Genomic DNA, 14,438 nt, shown 5'->3' on the forward strand with positions numbered 1-14,438 from the left:
ACGACTTACCAACGAAACCGCAGGGCCGGAGCCGCCGGGGTCGCCGCCGGAACGGGCGCCGCGCCCGGCGCCGTCGGCTGGGGAACCGCGGCAGGCGCCGGCGCCTCGGCCGGCAGCTCCTGCAGCTTCGCCAGCGCCAGTTGCGCACGCAACTGATCGGCGCTGCCGTTGACCCGGTACACGATGCGATCGGCATCGACGCTCTGCAGACGCACGCCAAACGGTTCGAGCAAGCGCATCAGGGCGGCGTAATGCTCAAGGTTCATGCCCTGCACATCCACGGTCTGTTGCCCGGCGGCTCCCGGTTTTGCGACGAAGCGCGGCGCCAGCCGCCCGGCGACCGCCAGCATGACCGCATCGGCCACCGCCGCCTGATCGGCGCCCTGCACGCTGCCCGCCTCCTTTTGGTCGCCGAGCCACAGGTGCCATTTGGCTTGCCACTGGCCGCCCTCCTCGCGGGCATGCACCGCCAGCAAGGCGTCGGCGCCGTAGCGCTCCGATGCGCCGCGCAACGGCGCCGGGTCGGTGCCCTCCAGGGTCGGCGCGGTGGCCACCAGCTGTTCGCTCAGGTCCGCCAGCGGCAAGCGCAGCGGCAGGCCACGGTGCTGGGCCGCCCGGCGCAACGGCGCGGCACTGGTCTGGCCGTCGCCCACCAGGCTCGAACCTTCAGCGGAATCGTTCAGCCACCAGCCCAGGATCGAAGGACGGTTGGCGCCCCACAACGAAAGCCCCGCACGGCGCAACGCCTGCTCGGTGGTGCCCGGGTCGAAATCGACTTTCAGCACCTCCGGCGGGCCGGCATCGAAACCGTACTGGCTGATGATCTGCTGCGGATCCTTGCGGATCGCCGCCAGCCCCGGATTCTGCGGCGCCTTCGGATCCCCCGTCAGGCGCAGCACGAGGGTGTCCAGCGCCGCCTGCGTGGCGCGGTCGCGCTCCTCGGGCGCCTGACCGTTGACCGGCTCGCGCACCTGATACAGGCCTTTGAGGTTTTCGGCGTGACTCGCCAGGCTGACCAGAGACAGACAGCCCACAAACAGCAATTTGCAAAGACGCATGGAGAATTCCCGTCGACAAGAGCGGCTGGAACAGGCCGCGTGAACCGGCCAGAGCAAGCCTGTGACCACAGGCCGCCGCAAAACATTCACACGCTGGCGGTAAGTTTTTGCACAGCCCTAACGATAGACGGTTCCCTTATACAGGCAGCGGCGCGCTCACCGACCATTCAATTGCAATTTTTTTCAGGCGATATGCCCCTGCCCGTCGGCGCGAGGATGGCCGCTGCCCCTCAAGCCTGATAAAATCGCGCGCCTTCGCAGACCGGCAACCGCCGGGCCACCCGAATGACGCGTGAGGCATCCGCCCCACCGGTTTCGGTGTCCCGCAGAAATCGGTCGTTACCCAGAAATCCCTCCCTTACAAAGGCCTGGATCATGAGCAAGCAACCCTCCCTGAGCTACAAGGACGCCGGTGTAGACATCGACGCCGGTGAAGCATTGGTCGAACGCATCAAGAGCGTCGCCAAGCGCACGGCGCGCCCGGAAGTCATGGGAGGCCTGGGCGGCTTCGGCGCCCTCTGCGAAATCCCGGCCGGCTACAAGCAGCCCGTGCTGGTTTCCGGCACCGACGGCGTCGGCACCAAGCTGCGCCTGGCGCTGAACCTGAACAAGCACGACAGCATCGGCATCGACCTGGTCGCCATGTGCGTCAACGACCTGGTGGTGTGCGGCGCCGAGCCGCTGTTCTTCCTCGACTACTACGCCACCGGCAAGCTCAACGTCGACACCGCCGCCCAGGTGGTGACCGGCATCGGCGCCGGCTGCGAACTGTCCGGCTGCTCCCTGGTCGGCGGCGAAACCGCTGAAATGCCGGGCATGTACGAAGGCGAAGACTACGACCTGGCCGGCTTCTGCGTCGGCGTGGTGGAAAAGTCGGAAATCATCGACGGCTCGAAGGTCGCCACCGGCGACGCCCTGATCGCCCTGCCGTCCTCCGGCCCGCACTCCAACGGCTACTCGCTGATCCGCAAGATCATCGAAGTGTCCGGCGCCGACATCGAAAACACCCAGCTCGACGGCAAACCGCTGACCGACCTGCTGATGGCCCCGACCCGCATCTACGTCAAACCGCTGCTCAAGCTGATCAAGGACACCGGCGCCGTCAAGGCCATGGCCCACATCACCGGCGGCGGCCTGCTGGACAACATCCCGCGCGTACTGCCAAAAGGCGCCCAGGCCGTGGTCGACGTGGCGAGCTGGACCCGCCCTGCGGTGTTCGACTGGCTGCAAGAGAAAGGCAACGTCGACGAGACCGAAATGCACCGCGTGCTGAACTGCGGCGTGGGCATGGTGATCTGCGTGGCCCAGGAACACGTCGAGTCGGCCCTGAACGTCCTGCGCGAAGCCGGCGAGCAGCCTTGGGTCATCGGCCAGATCGCCGCGGCCGCCGAAGGCGCCGCCCAGGTCGAACTGAAGAACCTCAAGGCTCACTGATGCCGAGCACCTGTGATGTCGTGGTGCTGCTGTCCGGCACCGGCAGTAACTTGCAGGCCCTGATCGACAGCACGCGGACCGGCGACAGCCCGGTTCGCATCGCTGCGGTGATCTCCAACCGCGCCGACGCCTACGGCCTGCAACGCGCCAGGGACGCGGGCATCGAAACCCGCTCCCTGGACCACAAGGCCTTCGAAGGCCGCGAAGCCTTCGATGCCGCCCTGATCGAACTGATCGACGAATTCAATCCCGGACTCGTGGTGCTGGCCGGCTTCATGCGCATCCTCAGCGCGGGGTTCGTGCGCCACTACCAGGGTCGCCTGCTCAACATCCATCCGTCGCTGCTGCCCAAGTACAAGGGGCTGCACACCCATCAGCGCGCGCTGGAGGCCGGCGACGCCGAACACGGCTGCTCCGTGCACTTCGTCACCGAGGAACTCGATGGCGGGCCTCTGGTCGTACAGGCAGTGATACCGGTAGAGTTGCACGATTCGCCGCAGAGCCTGGCGCAGCGGATCCACGTTCAGGAACACCTGATCTACCCGATGGCCGTGCGCTGGTTTGCCGAAGGACGGCTGGCCCTTGGCGAACAAGGTGCTTTACTGGATGGCCAGGCACTCGCGGCCACCGGCCACTTGATTCGAAACTAGGAGATTCTATGCGTCGCGCCCTGCTCTTCGCTTGCGCCCTGCTCGCCCTGCCTTTCGCGCAGGCTGCAGACCTTCAACCGTTCTCCGCCAGCTACACCGCCGACTGGAAGCAGTTGCCCATGAGCGGCACCGCCGAACGCAGCCTGACCAAGGAAGCCAACGGCGCCTGGAAACTCAGCTTCAAGGCGTCGATGATGATCGCCAGCCTGTCCGAGGAAAGCACCCTGACCCTGGACAAGGACACGCTGCTGCCTCAGTCCTACCACTTCGAGCGCGGCGGGTTGGGCAAGGCGAAAAAGGCTGACCTGGACTTCGACTGGGCCAACAAGCTCGTCACCGGCACCGATCGTGGCGACGCGGTGAAGATCCCGCTGAACCGCGGCATGGTCGACAAGTCGACCTACCAGCTGGCGCTGCAGCATGACGTGGCCGCCGGCAAGAAGACCATGAGTTATCAGGTGGTCGACGGCGGCGAAGTCGACACCTACGATTTCCGCGTGTTGGGCTCGGAGAAGGTCGAGACCAAGGCCGGCCAGATCGATGCGATCAAGGTCGAACGCGTGCGCGATCCGACGCAGAGCAAGCGCATCACCGTGCTCTGGTTCGCCAAGGACTGGGATTACCTGCTGGTTCGCCTGCAACAGGTCGAAACCGACGGCAAGGAGTACAACATCATGCTCCAGGACGGCACCGTCAACGGCAAGACCGTCAAAGGCAGCTGACCCGCCGCACCATCGCAAAGCCCCGCAAATGCGGGGCTTTTCTTTGCCTGGCGTTCCACCTGTGGCGAGGGCGCTTGCTCCCGCCGGGCCTGGCGAATCACACCGAGAACTTGGCCACCATGTTGTTCAGGTCCACCGCCAGCCGCGACAGCTCCTGACTGGCGGCACTGGTCTGGTTGGCCCCGGCCGAGGTCTGCATCGCCAGGTCGCGGATGTTCATCAGGTTGCGGTCGACCTCCCGCGCCACCGCCGCCTGCTGCTCCGACGCGCTGGCGATCACCAGATTGCGCTCGTTGATCCGGGCGAACGCCGAGGCGATCTCCTCCAGCGCCGTGCCGGCGGCCTTGGCCAGCTCCAGGGTCGAGCGGGCGCGCAGGTTGCTTTGCTGCATCGAACTGACCGCCGCATCCGTGCCCTGCTGAATGCCGCCGATCATCTGCTCGATCTCCTGGGTCGACTGCTGGGTGCGATGGGCCAGCGCCCGCACCTCATCCGCCACCACCGCGAAACCGCGCCCGGCATCGCCTGCGCGGGCTGCCTCGATGGCCGCGTTCAGCGCCAGCAGGTTGGTCTGCTCGGCGATCGAGCGGATCACATCCAGCACCTTGCTGATGCTGTAGACCTGCTGGGCCAGGTCTTCGACCTGTGTCGCATTGGCCGTGACGTCCTCGGCCAGGGATTCGATGGAGGACACCGTCTGTTGCACCTGCTCGCGGCCGTGCTGGGCGATCCGGTCGGACTCCCGCGACGCCTCGGACGTGGCCACGGCGTTGCTGGCCACCTCCTCGACGGCCGCCGTCATCTGGTTCACCGCCGTGGCGGCCTGCTCGATCTCCAGGCTTTGCTGATGCAGGCCGCGGGTGGCGTCTTCGGTCACGCAACTCAATTCTTCCGAGGCCGACGCCAGCTGACTGGAGGATTCGGAGATGCGCCGGATCGTATCGCGCAGGCTGTGCTGCATGCTGCGCAGCGCGTGCAGCAGCCGTGCCGGCTCGTCCTTGCCGGACACGCTGATGTCGCCGGTCAGGTCGCCCCCGGCCACCACCTCCGCGACGTTCAGCGATTGCGAGAGCGGCAGCACGATACTGCGGGTCAGCAACAGCGCGAGCGCAACGGTGATCAGCGCGGTGATGCCGATCATCACGCCGACCCACACCCGTGAATTGATGAACACCAGCCGCGCCGCCTCGGTGGCGAGGTTGGCGTTGTGCTTGTTCAGCTCGACCAGTTCCCTGAGGGTGACGGCGATGTCGTCCGCCAACGGGCTCATCTGGCCATTGAGGATGGCCGCCGCCTCTTCCACCCTGTCCTGGGCGGACAGCGCCATCACCTGCGCCTGGAACTCCAGGTACTTGTGCTCGGCGACCTTGAACCGGTCGAACAGCGCCCGCTCCTCCCGCAGGACGATCAAGGCGTCGTAGCGCTGCTGGGCTTCGCTCAGCACGCCGCGCAGCTCGTTGAGCTTGGCGACGTTCTGCGCCAGCGCCTGCGGGTCGCGGTTGAGCAGCAGACGCATGGTCAGCGCCCGCAGGCGCAGCATGTCCTGGCTCATCTCGCCGACCGCCATCACGCTGGGCAGCCAATTGTTGTCGACCTCGTCGGACTGGGCGCGCATGTTCGACATCTGCAGCAGGGCGAACGCCCCGAGCGCAAACACCATCAGCGCCAGCACCCCGAAACCGAGGCCGGCCCGAGGGGCGATATTGAGGCTACGGATACTCATTGCTCTGGTTCCTTCCAAAAGCGCTGCATCAACCCTGCAGCTGGCTGCTTTAGAAGGTATCGGCCCGGCGGAAATTTGCGTAAGACGAAAAAGTGATATCAAAAGGCCTTGATACTTCGAACCCTCGGCATGAACGATTCAGCGACGGTTACCCGGACTTCAGCGCCGTTCGCCGCACGTTCACTATAGGAAGGTTCATGCGATGTCGTCGCCAACTTACGCGACGACAATAAAGTGGAACGCCGACTCAGCACACATGTTCTATACCTGCGAGGTTCTTTTTGATCGAATGGCTTTTCCCACCGCTTGCGAGGTTCCCATGACTGTCACCGTCAATACCGTCTCCGCCGAAGGTTTTCGCCACACCGTCCAGATCGATGACCACGAATTGTTCACCGATGCGCCCGCAAGCGTCGGCGGCGAAGGCTCCGCTCCCGAGCCGCACGATTACTTCGACGCCGCCCTCGGCGCCTGCAAGGCCCTGACCCTGAAGCTGTACGCCAAGAAAAAGGACATTCCGCTGACCGGCGTCGGCGTCGAAGTCAAACGCGACAACAGCCAGGAGCAGAAAGGCAAGTACGCCCTGCATGTCACCCTCACCCTCAAGGGCGTGCTCACCGATGCCCAGCGCGAGGAACTGCTGCGGGTCGCCGACCGCTGCCCGATCCACAAACTGATGACCACCAGCGAAGTCAGCATCGAAACCCACGCGCCGCAAGGCTTCGACAGCCAATGATCCTCCCGGGTGCGCGGCGGGTTATGCTCCTCGCGTCACCCGCCCAGCCTGGAACGCACCATGGACAAGCAACCGCTGATCATCCGCCCGCGCGCCGAAGACGTCGAAGGGCAGCCGATCCTGCGCCCGCTGCCGTCGGCCAAATGCCGCAGCGTCGGGCCTTTCGTGTTTTTCGACCACATGCTCGAGACCGTCTACCCGGCCGGCAAAGGCATGAACATCCGCCAGCATCCGCACATCGGCCTGTCGACCCTCACCTATCTGTTTGAAGGCCAGATCCAGCACAAGGACAGCCTGGGTTCCGATCAGGTGGTCAGCGCCGGCGACGTCAGCTGGATGACCGCCGGCAGCGCCATCGCCCATGTCGAGCGCACGCCTGCGCCGCTGTGGGAGCAAAGCTTCAAGATGCATGGCCTGCAGATCTGGCTGGCGTCGCCCAAGCACCACGAACACGGGCCGGGGCACTACAGCCATCACCCGGCGGCGACGCTGCCGGTCAGCGACAGCCTGGGCGTGCAGATCCGCATGATCGCCGGCTCAGGCTTCTGCCTTGAATCGCCGGTGCCGGTGCTGTCGCCGACGCTGTACGCGGAACTGAAGATGCAGACCGCGACCACGCTGCTGATCCCCACCGAACACGAAGAGCGGGCGGTGTACGTGTTGAGCGGCGATGTGCAGCTCAATGGCGAGAGTCTGGAGCCCCATGCCTTGGCGGTGCTGCCGCCCGGCGAGGAAATGAGCCTGTTCGCCGACAGCGACACCCATGCCGTGCTGTTCGGCGGCGCATCGCTGGACGGGCCTCGGCGGATCAACTGGAACTTCGTCGCCAGCGATCCGGCGGCGATCGACGAGGCACGGCGCAAGTGGGCGGCCGGGGATTGGCCGACGGTGCAGGGGGAAACCGAGCGGATCGAATTGCCGTAGGTCTTGAGCGCTTGCAGGCAAGGCCCCTGGGGGAGCCGGCCTGCCGGCGATGGCGGTGGGACAGGCGCCGAAGCATCGACGGTACTGGCCTCATCGCCAGCAGGCTGGCTCCCACAGTACTTTGCGATGCGAACCTGCAATTCCCTGCGAAAGCCGGTCTACCGGTTTTGAAGGCCAGGTCAGGCCTTGAACACTTCGTCCAGCAAGTCATGCATCGACTTGAACGCCCGCGCAGCGGTCTTCGCGTCGTACATCATCTTGCCCGGCACATTGGCGTGCGGGTCGGTGAACGAGTGCACCGCGCCGCCATAGCTGAGCAACTGCCAGTCCACGCCCGCCGCGTTCATCTCCTCCTCGAACGCCGGCAACTGCTCCTTCGGCACCAGCGGGTCGGACGCCCCGTGCAGCACCAGCACCGAGCCCTTGATGTTGTTCGCGTCCGCCGGGTTCGGCGAATCCAGTGTGCCGTGGAACGACACCGCCGCCTTCACCGGCGCGCCGGTGCGGGCCAGGTCCAGGGCGCAGCAACCGCCGAAGCAGAAGCCGAACACCGCCAGCTTCGCGGTGTCCACCGCCGCCTCGCCCTGCTTCTGCAATTGTTCGAAGGCCACCTGCAGACGCTTGCGCAGCAAGGCCCGGTCGTTCTTCAGCGGCATCATCGCCGCGCCCGCCTGATCGGCGTTCTGCGGACGCACGGCCTGCCCGTACACGTCGGCGATCAGCACCACATAGCCCTTGGCCGCCACTGACTTGGCGATCTCTTCGGCCCCGGCACTGACACCCATCCAGTTCGGTGCCATCAACAGGCCCGGACGGGTGCCCTTGTGTTCTGCGTCGAACGCCAACCGGCCTTCATAGGCCTGGCCGTCAATCTGATAGACCACGGAACGCACAGTGATTTGGCTCATTTCTGACTCCTGATGATTAAACGCCGGAATGAAAAAACCCGCCGAAGCGGGTTTATTCAGGTTGGGGTCAAGCCGACAGCTCGACCAGCAGCTTGTTCAGACGGCGCACGTAGGCGGCCGGGTCTTTCAGGCTGTCGCCGGCGGCCAGGGCCGCCTGGTCGAAGAGGATGTGCGACAGGTCGCCGAAACGTTCCTCGCTGGCCTCGCTGTCGAGCTTCTCGATCAACGGGTGGTTCGGGTTGAATTCGAAGATCGGCTTGGAATCCGGCACCTTCTGCCCGCTCGCCTCGAGGATCTGGCGCATCTGCAGGCCCAGGTCCTGTTCGCCGATGGCCAGGATCGCCGGCGAATCGGTCAGGCGGTGGGAAACGCGGACTTCGGCCACGGACTCGCCCAGGGCGGTCTTGAGGCGCTCGACCAGGCCTTCCTTCGACTTGGCGACTTCTTCCGCGGCCTTCTTGTCCTCTTCCGAGTCCAGGCTGCCCAGGTCCAGGTCACCCCGAGCCACGTCGACGAAGCCCTTGCCGTCGAATTCGCTGAGGTAGCTCATCAGCCACTCGTCGATGCGGTCGGTCAGCAGCAGCACTTCGATGCCTTTCTTGCGGAAGACTTCCAGGTGCGGGCTGTTCTTGACCTGCGCGTAGGACTCGCCGGTGAGGTAGTAGATCTTGTCCTGACCTTCCTTGGCACGGGCCAGGTAGTCGGCCAGGCCGACGATCTGCTCGTCGTCGCCGTTGGTCGAAGCGAAGCGCAGCAGGCCGGCGATCTTTTCCTTGTTGGCGAAGTCTTCGGCCGGGCCTTCTTTCATGACCTGACCGAAGTTCTTCCAGAAGCCTTTGTATTGCTCAGGCTCGTTCTTCGCCAGTTTCTCCAGCATGTCCAGCACGCGCTTGGTCAGCGCGGACTTCATCGAATCGATGATCGGGTCTTTCTGCAGGATTTCCCGCGACACGTTCAGCGACAGGTCGTTGGAGTCGACCACGCCCTTGATGAAGCGCAGGTACAGCGGCAGGAACGATTCGGCCTGATCCATCACGAACACGCGCTGGACGTACAGCTTCAGGCCCTTCGGCGCTTCACGCTGGTACAGGTCGAACGGCGCGCGGGCCGGCACGTACAGCAGCGAGCTGTATTCCAGCTTGCCTTCGACCTTGTTGTGGCTCCAGCTCAGCGGGTTTTCGAAGTCGTGGGCGATGTGCTTGTAGAACTCCTGGTATTCCTCGTCCTTGATCTCGGTACGGGGACGGGTCCACAGGGCGCTCGCGCGGTTGACGGTTTCCCACTCCAGCGCCGGCTTCTCTTCGCCTTCGGCGGCGGCAGCCTCTTTCGGCAGCTCGATCGGCAGCGCGATGTGGTCGGAGTACTTCTTGATGATGTTGCGCAGGCGCCAGCCGTCGGCGAACTCGTCTTCACCGGACTTCAGGTGCAGGACGATGCGGGTGCCGCGCTCGGCCTTGTCGAGGGTGGCGACTTCGAAGTCACCCTCGCCCTTCGACGACCAGTGCACGCCTTCGCTGGCGGCGGTGCCGGCACGGCGGCTGTACACGTCGACCTTGTCGGCGACGATGAACGCCGAGTAGAAACCGACGCCGAACTGACCGATCAGGTGCGAGTCCTTCTTCTGGTCGCCGGTGAGGTTCTTCATGAAATCGGCGGTGCCCGACTTGGCGATGGTGCCCAGGTGGGTGATCACGTCGTCGCGGTTCATGCCGATGCCGTTGTCTTCGAGGGTGACGGTCTTGGCGTCCTTGTCGAAGCTCACACGGATTTTCAGGTCGGCGTCGCCTTCGAGCAGCTCAGGCTTGGCCAGCGCTTCGAAGCGCAGCTTGTCCACGGCGTCGGAGGCGTTCGAGATCAATTCGCGCAGGAAGATTTCCTTGTTGGAATACAGCGAATGGATCATGAGGTGCAGCAGCTGCTTTACCTCGGTCTGGAAGCCCAGGGTTTCCTTTTGAGTTTCCACACTCATGGTCATCAAACTCCAATCAGATGGCATTGGCCGCGACCTTGCCGGTCGGCGGCGGGTTGTTCTCTGAGTTGGGGACGCGCGTCAGGATTTCAAGGGGTCATCGATCTTGAAGTGTGCGCGGGCCGTGGCGATCGGTTCGCCTTCGGTGGTCTGCCAGGCCGTGACGGCTACGTTCGCCACCCGCCGGCCCTGGCGGCAGACCTGACATTTGGCCCAGGTGTCGCGAAACTGCCCGGCGCGCAGATAGTCGAGCGAGAAGTCGATGATCTTCGGCACGCCGGGCGCCCCGGTGAAAATCAGCAGGTGCAGGGCCGCGGCCAGTTCCATGAACCCGGCGATCACCCCGCCGTGGATCGCCGGCAGCAGCGGGTTGCCGATGTTGTCCTTGTTGGCCGGCAGCCGGAACAGCAGTTCGTCGCCGACCCGGGAACATTCGATGCCGATCAGCCCGGCATACGGGATCAGCTTCAGCAAGGGCGCGTAGTCGCCCTGCGCGTGGGCCTGCTCCAGTTGTTGCTTGAGGTCGCTCATTGCCCCTCCCCCTTGATCTTGCCGCCGAAGCCCTGGGTGCCCTTGAGCCCCTTGCCCATGCGCATGAACGTGCCGACGACGTGGGCGATCGGCTGCTGCGGGTCGTCCTGGTAGGCGAAGCCCCGGGCGAAGATCACGTCCGTGGTGACCCGGTAGCATTGCGCAAAACCATAGACATCCTTGTGCGGCTGCGCGGCGTGCATGTAGTCGATCCGCAGGTCGAGGGTCGGACACACTTCGAATTCCGGGAGCACGCACAGCGTGGCCATGCCGCACGCGGTGTCCATCAGCGATGTCAGGGCACCGCCATGGATGACGCCGGTCTGCGGGTTGCCGACGATGCTTGCGCTGTACGGCAAGAGCACGGTCAGGCCTTCGCTGTCGGCGCTGTGCACGCGCAGCCCCAATACCTGGCAGTGGCGCAGGGCCGAGAGAAATCTTGTCGCTCGCTCGAAAACGGGGTTTTCGCCCATGGATAAATGCTCTCGTCAGTGCCTGTCGCCAGTATTGGAAAGAACAGGAAAAGTTCCTTCTCATAACAAACTTATATATCTGTGGGAAATGAGGAACTTAACCTTGGGCAGCGCGTTCTTAAGGCCAGTAGTTCTTTTCCACCAGGAGAAACACCCCATGCGTAAGACTTTAGCTATTGCCTTGATGTTGACCGCTTCCCTCGGTCTCGCCGCCTGCGATAAAAAATCCGAGGACAAAGCTCAAGATGCCAACCAACACGCTGAACAAGCTCAGCAGAAAATGAATGAAGCTCAGGATAAAGTGAACGAAGCGGCAAAAGAAAACGCCGAAGCCGCCAAAGATCAGGCTGAATCGAACGCAGCCGCCGCAGACGAAGCCGCCAAGAAGCAATGACCTGCTCTTCGCCGCAATAAAGAAAACCCGCCAAGTGCGGGTTTTCTTTTGCCTGTCATGTTCCGGCCATACGCCGAAGTGCCTTGTTAGAGCAAAACTGTCCTGAATGTCGGACTGATCATCAGCAACAAGGAACACACTAAACCGATCACCCAGACCAGACTGCGCTGCCAGGCCAGATCGGCCCAATAACACAACAAGTAAACCACTCGGGCGATCACGAAGACGATCGCCAGCGTATCGATCAGCCATCCGGCCGTTTGCGTGGTGTGCGCCATCAGCACCCCCACCGCAAACAGCATGAACGCCTCGATGCTGTTCTGGTGGGCCGCCAGCGCCCGGGCGCCGAACCCGGTCAGCTGCGCCTGCTGACGGCGCGGCTGGTGGTTGTCGTAGCCGCCCTGCTCCTTCATGGCCTTGGCCACCGGCATGCGCGCCACATAAATCAGCAGCGCACTGATAAACACACACCAGAACGGAATACTCATCAAGCGGCCTCTTTGGTTGCCTCGGGCGATGGTGCCTCTGTAGGGGTATAGACCATCACGTCGAGGACGTCCGAGTGAAACTCCCGGCGATACAGCACCAGCACCACACCGGCGCTCATCAACATGAACAGCCATGGGCTGACGAACCAGGCCAGCATGCTCATGCCGAAGTAGTAAGAGCGCAGCCCGAAGTTGAACTGGTTCGCCGCCATCGAAATCACCCGCGCCGCCCGCGAGGCGAACGCCTTGCGCTCCTGCTCCGACACCTGCCGCTCGCCGATCATCGGCGCCGAGCCGACCAGCACCGCGGCGAAGTTGTACTGGCGCATGCACCAGCTGAAGGTGAAGAAGGCATAGACGAACACCAGCGCCAGGCACAGCAGCTTGATTTCCGACATGCCCTGGGACGCCTGCTGCACCATCGGGATGTCCGCCAACAGCGACACCGCACGCTCGGACGCGCCGAGCACGGTGAGGATGCCGGCCAAGATGATCAGGGTGCTGGAGGCGAAGAACGACGCGTTGCGCTCCAGGTTGCCGATCACGCTGGCGTCGGCGATGCGGTTGTCACGCAGCAGCATGCGGCGCATCCAGTCTTCGCGGTAAAGGTGCAGGACGCTGGCCAGGCACGCGGTGTCGCGGCCCTTCCAGGTGGCGTAGCGGGTATAGCCGCCCCAGCAGATGACGAACCAGAGCGCGGCGAGCAGGTGGATCAGGTTGGCTTGGATGAACGACATGCAATTCCCTGTGGAGTATGAGCGCAGTACCGGTTTCCGGCGGGAGCCGGCCTGCCGGCAGGTTCCCGCAGGAATGCGTTGCAGTGCTTCGACGTTAGCTCAAGGAAAAAGACACGGCCTCACGCCCATAAAAAATGCCCCGCATCTTTTGATGCGGGGCATTTCTGTTGAATCGCTCAAGGCCCGCTTTTGGCGGGCCGGTCAGCGTCAGGCGATCGCTTCGCTGCGCTTGCCCAGCAGACGGTCGCACACCACGGCGACCACCAGCGTCATCACGCACGGCACCAGCCACGCCAGGCCTTGCTCGCTCAGCGGCAGGTGCGCCAGCTGCGACGGCATCCAGTCGGCCAGGCCGGCGCCCTTGAGCGCGTCGATGGTGCCGAACAGGAACGACACCAGCATCACAGGACCCAGGATGCGGCCGTGCTCATGCCAGAAATCTTTGCAGAAGCTCAGGGCCACCAGCACGATGCACGGCGGGTAGATGGCGGTCAGCACCGGGATCGAGAACGCGATCAGCTTGGTCAGGCCCAGGTTGGACACCAGCAGCGAGAACGCCGCCAGGATAATCACCAGGGTCTTGTAGGACAGCGGCACGACGCGGCTGAAGTACTCGGCGCAGGCGCAGGTCAGGCCCACGGCGGTCACCAGGCACGCCAGGGAGATCAGCACCGCGAGGAAGCCGCTGCCCAGCGAACCGAAGGTGTGTTGCACATAGGCATGCAGCACCGCCGCGCCGTTGGTCGCGCCAACCGCGACTTCATGGCTGCCGGAGCCGAGGCGGAACAGACTGACGTACACCAGCGCCAAACCGACGCCGGCGATCAGACCGGCGATCACCGCGTAGCGGGTGATCAGCGCCGGCGACTCGACGCCGCGCGAACGGATCGCATTGACGATGACGATGCCGAACACCAGCGCGCCGAGGGTATCCATGGTCAGGTAACCGTTGATGAACCCTTGGGAGAACGGCGCCGCGACGTATTCAGGCGTCGCCTGGCCGATGTCGCCGGCCGGCAGCGCGAACGCGGCGATGCCGAGCACCGCCAGGGCGATGATCTTCAGCGGCGCCAGGAAGCGCCCCACGGTGTCCAGCAGGCGGCCCGGATAGAGCGAAATGAAGAACACCAGCAGGAAGTAGACGGAGCTGTAGAGGAACAGCGCCAGCGGGCTCTCGCCGGTCAACGGCGCCAGGCCCACTTCAAAGGACACGGTCGCGGTGCGCGGGGTCGCGAACAGCGGGCCCACCGCCAGGTAGCAGGCCGCCGCCAGCAGTCCGCCGGCGATCTTGCCGATCGGGCTGCTCAAGGAATCCATCGCCCCGCCGACCTTGGCCAGCGCCACGACGGTGATCACCGGCAGGCCGACTGCCGTGATCAGGAAGCCCAGCGCCGCCATCCAGACGTTGGGGCCGGACTGCAGGCCGACGATAGGCGGGAAAATGATGTTGCCGGCCCCGACGAACAGGGCAAATGTCATGAAGCCAAGTGCCAGAATGTCCTGGCCTTTCAAAACTTTCATCAAGGAAATACCACACTACTGAATCGGAATTTAGAGAGGGATTTCCCTGTTGGGTGAGGGAAATGCTGTCAGTCCGTATGAGACTGACCCGTTTAGCGCGTTGCATGCCTTGTGGGCGGCAGACGCAAAAATGGCTGCTAGCCTAACGAATTTGTCTGACAAACGCACTG

General features: G+C 64.0%; 15 protein-coding genes and 1 pseudogene. 6 read left to right on the plus strand and 10 right to left on the minus strand.

Annotated features, from left to right (window positions below; all coding sequences use genetic code 11):
• Positions 1-5: 5 nt before the first annotated feature.
• Complete coding sequence (locus CAG41_RS17385) at positions 6-1,058, minus strand: DUF2066 domain-containing protein (RefSeq protein ID WP_085577730.1); 1,053 nt, start codon at positions 1,056-1,058, stop codon at positions 6-8.
• Between the two features lie 375 nt (positions 1,059-1,433).
• On the opposite strand from CAG41_RS17385, the gene purM reads away from it, so the two are divergent.
• The 3 genes from purM to CAG41_RS17400 are packed head-to-tail and all read left to right on the plus strand — an operon-like array spanning position 1,434 to position 3,864.
• Positions 1,434-2,492 (plus strand): phosphoribosylformylglycinamidine cyclo-ligase, encoded by a 1,059-nt coding sequence (gene purM, locus CAG41_RS17390; RefSeq protein ID WP_085577731.1) that lies wholly within the window; start codon positions 1,434-1,436, stop codon positions 2,490-2,492.
• Positions 2,492-3,142, plus strand: a complete 651-nt coding sequence (gene purN, locus CAG41_RS17395) for a phosphoribosylglycinamide formyltransferase (protein WP_085707259.1) — start codon at positions 2,492-2,494, stop codon at positions 3,140-3,142. The genes purM and purN overlap by 1 nt, the downstream gene beginning before the upstream one ends.
• Before the next feature lie 8 nt (positions 3,143-3,150).
• Positions 3,151-3,864 (plus strand): DUF3108 domain-containing protein, encoded by a 714-nt coding sequence (locus CAG41_RS17400; protein ID WP_085577733.1) that lies wholly within the window; start codon positions 3,151-3,153, stop codon positions 3,862-3,864.
• Positions 3,865-3,961: 97 nt separating this feature from the next.
• On the opposite strand, the gene CAG41_RS29190 is transcribed toward CAG41_RS17400, so the two are convergent.
• Both CAG41_RS29190 and CAG41_RS29195 read right to left on the minus strand, forming a co-directional pair.
• The gene (locus tag CAG41_RS29190; protein WP_371857688.1) at positions 3,962-4,825 is read right to left on the minus strand and encodes a methyl-accepting chemotaxis protein; all 864 of its coding nucleotides are present in this window, start codon (positions 4,823-4,825) and stop codon (positions 3,962-3,964) included.
• Between the two features lie 39 nt (positions 4,826-4,864).
• A pseudogene (locus tag CAG41_RS29195) lies at positions 4,865-5,587 on the minus strand (MCP four helix bundle domain-containing protein); the annotation flags it as partial.
• A 319-nt stretch (positions 5,588-5,906) separates the two neighbouring features.
• Between CAG41_RS29195 and CAG41_RS17410 the strand changes: the two are divergent.
• Both CAG41_RS17410 and CAG41_RS17415 read left to right on the plus strand, forming a co-directional pair.
• On the plus strand, positions 5,907-6,323 hold the full coding sequence (locus tag CAG41_RS17410) for an OsmC family protein (RefSeq protein ID WP_085577735.1): 417 nt from the start codon (positions 5,907-5,909) through the stop codon (positions 6,321-6,323).
• A 60-nt stretch (positions 6,324-6,383) separates the two neighbouring features.
• Positions 6,384-7,247: a pirin family protein gene (locus CAG41_RS17415; protein WP_085631183.1), complete on the plus strand. Its 864-nt coding sequence runs from the start codon at positions 6,384-6,386 to the stop codon at positions 7,245-7,247.
• Between the two features lie 179 nt (positions 7,248-7,426).
• On the opposite strand, the gene CAG41_RS17420 is transcribed toward CAG41_RS17415, so the two are convergent.
• From CAG41_RS17420 to CAG41_RS17435, 4 genes are all read right to left on the minus strand, one after another.
• Positions 7,427-8,155 carry a dienelactone hydrolase family protein gene (locus CAG41_RS17420; protein WP_085577737.1) on the minus strand — a complete coding sequence of 243 codons (729 nt, stop codon included), beginning with the start codon at positions 8,153-8,155 and terminating at the stop codon, positions 7,427-7,429.
• A gap of 67 nt (positions 8,156-8,222) precedes the next feature.
• Positions 8,223-10,124 (minus strand): molecular chaperone HtpG, encoded by a 1,902-nt coding sequence (htpG, locus tag CAG41_RS17425; RefSeq protein WP_085577886.1) that lies wholly within the window; start codon positions 10,122-10,124, stop codon positions 8,223-8,225.
• Between the two features lie 81 nt (positions 10,125-10,205).
• On the minus strand, positions 10,206-10,655 hold the full coding sequence (locus tag CAG41_RS17430) for a PaaI family thioesterase (RefSeq protein WP_085577738.1): 450 nt from the start codon (positions 10,653-10,655) through the stop codon (positions 10,206-10,208).
• Positions 10,652-11,128: a PaaI family thioesterase gene (locus CAG41_RS17435; RefSeq protein ID WP_085656702.1), complete on the minus strand. Its 477-nt coding sequence runs from the start codon at positions 11,126-11,128 to the stop codon at positions 10,652-10,654. Before CAG41_RS17435 ends, CAG41_RS17430 begins: the two co-directional genes overlap by 4 nt.
• Positions 11,129-11,285: 157 nt before the next feature.
• Between CAG41_RS17435 and CAG41_RS17440 the strand changes: the two genes are divergently transcribed.
• Positions 11,286-11,522, plus strand: a complete 237-nt coding sequence (locus CAG41_RS17440) for a hypothetical protein (protein ID WP_065260459.1) — start codon at positions 11,286-11,288, stop codon at positions 11,520-11,522.
• Positions 11,523-11,608: 86 nt separating this feature from the next.
• Here the strand turns inward: CAG41_RS17440 and CAG41_RS17445 are convergent, their stop codons facing one another.
• The 3 genes from CAG41_RS17445 to brnQ all read right to left on the minus strand — a co-directional run bounded on the left by CAG41_RS17445 (position 11,609) and on the right by brnQ (position 14,268).
• Positions 11,609-12,010 carry an MAPEG family protein gene (locus tag CAG41_RS17445; protein WP_085640238.1) on the minus strand — a complete coding sequence of 134 codons (402 nt, stop codon included), beginning with the start codon at positions 12,008-12,010 and terminating at the stop codon, positions 11,609-11,611.
• Positions 12,010-12,747 (minus strand): DUF599 domain-containing protein, encoded by a 738-nt coding sequence (locus tag CAG41_RS17450; protein WP_085577741.1) that lies wholly within the window; start codon positions 12,745-12,747, stop codon positions 12,010-12,012. Before CAG41_RS17450 ends, CAG41_RS17445 begins: the two co-directional genes overlap by 1 nt.
• A gap of 207 nt (positions 12,748-12,954) precedes the next feature.
• Complete coding sequence (gene brnQ / locus CAG41_RS17455; RefSeq protein WP_085631181.1) at positions 12,955-14,268, minus strand: branched-chain amino acid transport system II carrier protein; 1,314 nt, start codon at positions 14,266-14,268, stop codon at positions 12,955-12,957.
• Positions 14,269-14,438 lie beyond the last annotated feature (170 nt).

This window comes from Pseudomonas sp. B35(2017) (assembly GCF_002113645.1).
Lineage (GTDB): Bacteria > Pseudomonadota > Gammaproteobacteria > Pseudomonadales > Pseudomonadaceae > Aquipseudomonas > Aquipseudomonas ekonensis.